The organism is Pantoea dispersa (assembly GCF_035783935.1).
Lineage (GTDB): Bacteria > Pseudomonadota > Gammaproteobacteria > Enterobacterales > Enterobacteriaceae > Pantoea > Pantoea dispersa_C.
In genome coordinates this window covers 1-207 of record NZ_JALKOV010000068.1, presented here as the reverse complement: position 1 = coordinate 207, position 207 = coordinate 1, and the positions used below count along the sequence as shown (strand labels likewise).

At 54.6% G+C, this 207-nt stretch carries 1 rRNA gene; it reads right to left on the bottom strand.

From position 1 onward, the window contains the following. Positions 1-207: ribosomal RNA gene (locus tag MXF20_RS23515) — 23S ribosomal RNA — on the bottom strand; the annotation flags it as partial.

Sequence of the window (207 nt, the reverse complement as noted above, 5' to 3'; positions counted from 1 at the left end):
TCTTTTCGCCTTTCCCTCACGGTACTGGTTCACTATCGGTCAGTCAGGAGTATTTAGCCTTGGAGGATGGTCCCCCCATGTTCAGACAGGATACCACGTGTCCCGCCCTACTCGTCGGACTCACAACTCATGCATCTTCGTGTACGGGGCTGTCACCCGGTATCGCGCGACTTTCCAGACGCTTCCACTGATGCACAAGCTGATTCA